We start from the raw sequence: 6,047 nt of genomic DNA, 5'->3' as shown, positions 1-6,047 counted from the left end.
TCCCCTCGTACGCCTCCCGACCGTGCAGCCGCTGGAAAATCACAAAAATCCGCTCCCAGTACTGCCGCTCTATCCCAATGCCGTTGTCCCGCACCGCAAAGCGCCACATCCCCCCCTCCCGCTGTGCCCACACGTGCACCGACGGCTCTACCCCTTCCCGGCGGTACTTCAGGCCGTTCGTCAGCAGGTTCTGGAACAACTGGTCGAGCTGATACGGGTCGGCCAGCACGCGGGGCAACGCCCCGCGGGTGACCTGCGCCCCCGCCCCTTGCGCCGCCTGGAGGCGGCGGCGCACCGTGTCAAAGACCTCGCTCGCGTCCACCACTTCTGGCTCGCGCTGCGCAGTGTGCACCCGTGAAAAGGCGAGCAGGTCGTCGACGAGGCGCTTCATGTGCTCGCCGCTGGTGATGATTTGGCCGAGGTACATCCGGCCCCGTTCGTCCAGCTGCTCGCCGTAGCGCCGCCCAATCAGCTCGGCAAAGCTGGTCATCGCCCGTATCGGCGCTTGCAGGTCGTGCGACGCCACATACGCAAACTGCTCCAGCTCCGCGTTGCTGCGCTCCAGCTCGCGGGTGCGCTCAGCGAGCTGCGCGACCCCCCGCGCCCCCTCTAGCGCGAGGCCCAGGCTGCGGGCGGTCGTCTCCAGCACCGCCCGGTCCGCCGCCGCCCAGGGCCGAGACTCAAAGAGGGCTACATTGAAGATGCCCACCACCTCGCCCTCGACGAGAACAGGCAGGGTGGCGACCGTTTGCAAGTGCGCGGCGAGCGCTGGGTCGATGTCCCGCGCCGGGTCGTAGCGGTCCTGAAAGAGGGCCTCGCGGGTTTGGGCGGGCAGGTCGAGGGTGGGGGTCTCACCAACCGGGAGGCCCGCTTCTACCACCGCCTGCAGGTCGGGGTGGCCCAGCTCCCCAACCTGCGCGGTGGCGTGCCAGCGTTCCCCCCGCCGCTGGTAAAAGAGGCCTGCTCCCGGCGGCAGCAGCGACAGCACCATCTCCAGCGCTCGCCGGGTCAGAGTCTGCGGGTCGCGGTGCTCGGCGAGGTCGCGGCTGAGGTCCGCAAACCCCTGCAAGGCCCGCGTCCGGGCGTCGAGGGCGGCATTCTGCTCTTCGAGTTGCCGGATGTGGGCGGCGCGTTCCAGGGTCAGGGTCAGCCCGCGAGCTACCGCCCGCACGAGCGCCCGTTCGCGGTCGGTCCAGGCGCGGCTCTCGCGGGTGCCCACCGCAAAAAGGCTGCGAACTTCCCCGCCAATCACCAGCGGCACGAAGGCGGCGGCCCCGTACATCCCGGCGCTGGGGAGGCCCTCGCCGCTCGCGCTCCAGCTGTCGACAAACACTGCCGTGCCCGTGCGGGCCGCCTGCGCGAGGTTGGGGGCATCGGCGGGGAGGCCCGCTTTCATCTGCGCGACCACCTCGGCATCCACGTCGTCGGTCCAGGCCCGGCCATACCAGCGCTCGCCCTCCCGTTCGTAGTAAGCGGCGCTGACGTGCGCGAGGTGCGCTTGCACAACCCGCATGGCCTGCCGCGCGAGCGCCCGCACGTCGCTTTCGCTGCCCACCGCTTCCTGGTAGGCCACAAAAGCGTCGAGGGCCGACCGCTGCTCCTCGCGCTCGCGCTCGCCCGCAGCCCGCTCCAGCGCGAGGCCCAGGGTCGCGGCGGCCCGGCGGTGTAGGTCGCGCTGCTCTGGGGTCCAGGGGGCCGCCCCCGTTTGCGGCCAGCTGTGCAGGATTCCAGCCAGTTGGCCTCCCGGCGTCCGAAGCGATTCGGTGCTGCCGGGCCGCCAGCCCTCTTCCGACGGGGTCAGGGTTCGGGCGAGGTGCTGAAACGCGGCGGCGCTCCCCAGCCGCCGCTCTGGGTGGGCCAAGGCCCCGCGCAGCCCTGGGGGCACCTCGCCCCAAAAGGTCGCGCCTTCCACCCGGTCGCCGGAGAGCCGCACCACCGTCATGCCACGGGCCTCCAACGCCCCCGCAAGCCGCTCCAGCGCGAGCCGGGCGACCTCATCGGGTGAGGCGGCGGCTTGCAGGGCGTCGCCCAAGCGGGCCAGCGCCTCCGCCGTCGCGCGGGCCGACTCCAGGGCGTGGGTGCGGCGGCGCACCTCCTCTTGCAGCCCAGCGAGCAAGCGCACCCGTCCCAGCGCCAGGGCGCACTGCGAGGCGAGCGTGCGCAAGAAACGCTGCTCTGCCGGCGTGAAGTGATGCGGCTCCCGAAAATCGAGGACGATGACCCCCAGGGGACGCTCTTCCAGGACCATGGGCAAGACAGCGGTCGCCACCGCCGCCACTCCACCCGTGCGGGTCTCTAAGTCCGGATAAGCCCGCAGCAGGTCGCCCTCGTGCTCGAAATACAGCGCTTCGCGCCGCCGCAGCGCGTCGCCAGCGGGCAGGTCCGGCTCCAGCGGGCCGTCTTGCCAGACCGTCTGCGCTCCAGCCTCATGGCCGTGCAGGGCCGCCAGCTCCAGCCGTTCGCCCGACGCACTCAGCAGCAGCACCGCGCCCGCAATCGCCCCCAGCGCCGTCAGCGCGGGCGAGAGCACCACCTGGTAGACCTCCTGAGCGGTCCGAGCGGCAGCCAGGGCTTCGGTCACGTCTTGGAGCTGCTCTGCCAGGGAGGGCAGGGGAGAGGGAGCCGGGCCAACCATGTTCCGCAGCATACCCCTGCCCAGGCCTCCCCTCAGCCGCCTGTCATCGCTCCAGCTGACCATGGGGTATGCGTCCCCTCTCCCGGCTCGTCCTGACCCCCCTCATCCTCGCGGGCGCGGTGGCCCCGGCCCAAGCCTCCAGCTCCCTGCTCGGCGTGACCTGGACCCTGAGCAGCGTCCAGGAGGATGGGCAGAGCGCCTCGCCCCTCGCGGGTGCCCCGGCACCCACCCTGCGGTTTGACGAGCGGGCGGCGTTCGGCACGGCGGGCTGCAACACTTACCGGGCCACCTACGCCAGCCGGGAAGCCGTGCTGCGCTTCGGGCCGCTCGCCACCACCCGCCGGGGGTGCACGGGGGCCGTGGCCGAGCAGGAAACCCGCTTTCTCAACCTGTTGCGGCAGGTCACCGGCTTTCAGCAAGAGGGCCAGACCCTGACCCTGTGGGCGGGTGCCCGCAGCCGCCTGGTGTTCCGGGCAAGCGGTGCTGGCGCGGTCCCGCAGACGTCGGGGAACGCCCCCATCACCCTCCAGGCGCTAGAGGGCACCTGGCAGCTCTCCGGCGGCACCGCCCTGCGCCCGGTGCCCGCCACCCTCCCCACCCTGAGCTTCGCCGGGGGCCGGGTGAGCGGCAGCACGGGCTGCAACCGCCTCGGCGGCAGCGTGGAGGGAGGAGCGGGGGGCCAGGTCACCTTCGGGCCGCTGGCGACCACGCGGATGGCTTGCCCCCCAGCGGTAAGCGCCCAGGAGACGGCCTTCTTGCGCTTCCTCGCCCAGCCCGCCTTGGCCGCATCCCTCCAGGGTCAGACCCTCACCCTCCGGGCGGCGAGCGGGCAGACGCTGGTCTTCCGCCGCAGCGGGGGTGCGGCGGGCACGGTGCCCTCCTTGGCTGGGGGACGCTACGTGCTGACGGCGGTTGCGGGCCGCCCCGTGTCCGCTGCCGTCTCCCGCGCCCTCACGCTGAACGTTGAGGCAGAGCGCCTCAGCGGGAGTGACGGCTGCAACCAGTTCGCGGCCCCCTACCGCCTGGAGGGAGCGGTGCTCGTCCTCACCGCCTCGCCCGTCACGACCCTGCGGGCCTGCCCGGACGCGCCCGCCGTGCCCGTCCAGCTCCCCGCGTTCCTGGCGTCTCGCCCCAGCGTGACGGTCACGGCGGCGGGCCTGACCCTGCGCGCAGAGGACGGCACAGTCCTGAGCTTTACCCGCCTCTGACGGCAGCACCGAACTGCCGCGAGGCGCTAAGCTCAGCCCCATGCCGATGCCCAGGGGTTCTGTGCAAGAGGCGCTGCGGGGGCAAGGGCCGGAGGCAGTGCGGGCCGAGCTGCTGGCGTATCCCGCCCCCGACCTCGCGGACTTGCTGCGCGGGGTTCCTCCAACCGAGCGGGCGGTGCTGTTTCGGCTGCTGCCGCCGGAGCTGGCCGCCCGCACCTTTGCGGCGATGCCCTCCCACGAGCGTGACGCCCTCGTGTACAGCCTGAGCGCCGCCGAGACGCAGCGGCTGCTCGCGGACCTCGACCCCGACGACCGCACCCACCTGTTCGAGGAGTTGCCGGGGCGGGTGACCCAGCGGCTTTTGACCCTCCTCGGCCCGGAGGACCTCACCCAGGCGCAGCAGCTGCTGGGCTACCCGCCCCAAAGCGTGGGCCGCCTGATGACGCCCGAATACGTGGCGGTGCGCCCCCGCTGGACAGTCGCGCAGGCCCTGGCGCACGTCCGCGAGCGGGGCGGGCAGGCGGCAGAGGAGAGTCTCGCCGAGCTGTACGTCGTGGACGATGACTGGCGGCTGCTCGACGCCCTGAGCCTGGCCCGTTTTGTGCTCGCCCGGCCAGAAGCGCGGGTCGCCGACCTGATGGACGGACGCTTTACCGCCCTGCGGGCAGACGACGACCGCGAAACCGCCGTCCGGGTGATGGAACGCGCCCGGCTCACCGCCCTGCCGGTCGTGGACGCGGCGGGCGTGCTCGTCGGAGCAGTCACCGCGGACGACGTGCTGGGGGTGGCGCGGGCCGAGGCCACCGAAGACTTCCAGCTGGCCGGAGCCGTGACGCCGCTGCCCGGCGGGGTGGGGGGCAGCTCGGCCCTGGGCCTCTACCGGCGGCGCATCGGTTGGTTGGTGGTGCTCGTCTTTGTCAACCTCGTGTCGGGAGCCGTCATCGCCCGCTACGAGGACGTCATTGCAGAGGTAGTGGCCCTGGTCTTTTTCCTGCCCCTCCTGATTGGGTCGAGCGGCAACGCCGGGTCGCAGGCCTCCACCCTGATGGTGCGCGCGCTGGCAACCGGGGACGTTCGGGCGGGCGACTGGGGGCGGCTGCTCGTGCGCGAGGTCGGCGTCTCGGCCCTGCTGGGCGTCACGATGGCGGCAGCGGTTTCGGCGGTGGGGCTGTGGCGCGGCGGCACCGAGGTGGCCCTCATCGTCGCCCTCACGATGGTGGCCGTCGTCATTCTCGGCAGCGTGATTGGCCTGAGCCTGCCCTTCGTGCTCGCTCGGCTGCGCCTCGACCCCGCCACCGCGAGCGGTCCGCTCGTGACCTCCCTGGCGGACATCAGCGGCGTGCTGGTGTACTTCACGATCGCCACCTGGTTGCTGGGGCGCCTGGCGGGCTAGAGCGTAGGCCTTCCTCAGCCACCGCCCTGACCGCTGGGCGGCAGTGGGGTCAAGCGCCCCGCCAGGCCGCCTCTTCAGAGCGGCGCTCGCGTTCTCCCAAGGCCCGCAAACTGTGCAGGTCAACGATGCTCCAGACGACCTTGGAGACAATCGGCGTGAAAATGAACCCCATGGTCGAGGCCGCCTGACTGATGGCACCGATGCCGGACGGTCCCAACATCCAGAACGTCGGATACAGAATCCACAGCACCGTCATCAGCCCGGCCACCCGGCCATACACGCGGGAAAGATCCGCCCCGTGCGCGTCAGCGATGCGCCTCAGGAGTCCCCAAATCATCGCTTGAATCACGCCAAAGGCCACCACGCTGACTGTGTAGTACACGAACCGCGCGGGGCCAGTCGTGAGGTCAGCGACCAGGCCCGTCAGAATCATAAAGACGTCCGTTCCCATCAGCGCAGCGATAAGCGTCTTGTCCTTGTGGCCTGACTACCCTTCAAAACGCGGCATGAGAGTCGTCAGGGTACGCCAGGACGACGGGGATGGGTGCAGCAGCAGGTCTTGGAGATGGTCGAGGCCAAGCCGGAACACGGACACCGCACGGTGTCCGTGTTTCTTGATCTGTACGTCCTTCTTGTTTGCCAGCAGCTCCCCAGTCACGCAGGCCCAGATGAACGCCACGCTGACCACCGTCAATAGGGTGGACACCCGCTCCGCGCGGGTCAGGCCCGTGTCCTCCAGGTTGAAGCCCCTGGTTTTCAAGGCAGAGTGCAGATTCTCTGCCTGCCAGCGCCCTGCGTATCGTCGAAGATT

The 6,047-nt window shown here is 71.0% G+C and carries 3 protein-coding genes and 2 pseudogenes; 2 read left to right on the top strand and 3 right to left on the bottom strand.

Translation table 11 applies throughout. The annotated features are described in order from the left end of the window. On the bottom strand, positions 1 to 2,635 hold a 2,635-nt coding region (locus H565_RS15770; protein WP_051363510.1), incomplete at its 3' end, for a GAF domain-containing protein. A gap of 68 nt (positions 2,636 to 2,703) precedes the next feature. On the opposite strand from H565_RS15770, the gene H565_RS14910 reads away from it, so the two are divergent. Together H565_RS14910 and mgtE are read left to right on the top strand one after the other, a co-directional pair. After that, positions 2,704 to 3,843 (top strand): META domain-containing protein, encoded by a 1,140-nt coding sequence (locus H565_RS14910; RefSeq protein WP_051363509.1) that lies wholly within the window; start codon positions 2,704 to 2,706, stop codon positions 3,841 to 3,843. A 40-nt stretch (positions 3,844 to 3,883) separates the two neighbouring features. Beyond that, entirely contained in the window at positions 3,884 to 5,236 is a 1,353-nt protein-coding gene (gene mgtE / locus H565_RS0108875) for a magnesium transporter (RefSeq protein WP_157468951.1), read from the top strand. Between the two features lie 49 nt (positions 5,237 to 5,285). On the opposite strand, the pseudogene H565_RS14905 reads toward mgtE, so the two are convergent. Both H565_RS14905 and H565_RS14900 read right to left on the bottom strand, forming a co-directional pair. Continuing rightward, a pseudogene (locus H565_RS14905) lies at positions 5,286 to 5,705 on the bottom strand (bacteriorhodopsin); the annotation flags it as partial. 18 nt (positions 5,706 to 5,723) lie between these two features. Further along, positions 5,724 to 6,047, bottom strand: a pseudogene (locus tag H565_RS14900) (IS4 family transposase); the annotation flags it as partial.

The sequence above is a fragment of the Deinococcus murrayi DSM 11303 genome, assembly GCF_000482805.1.
In the GTDB taxonomy this organism is placed as follows: domain Bacteria; phylum Deinococcota; class Deinococci; order Deinococcales; family Deinococcaceae; genus Deinococcus; species Deinococcus murrayi.
The sequence above is the reverse complement of the archived record's forward strand: the minus strand, read 5'-3'. Positions and strand labels throughout refer to the sequence as shown.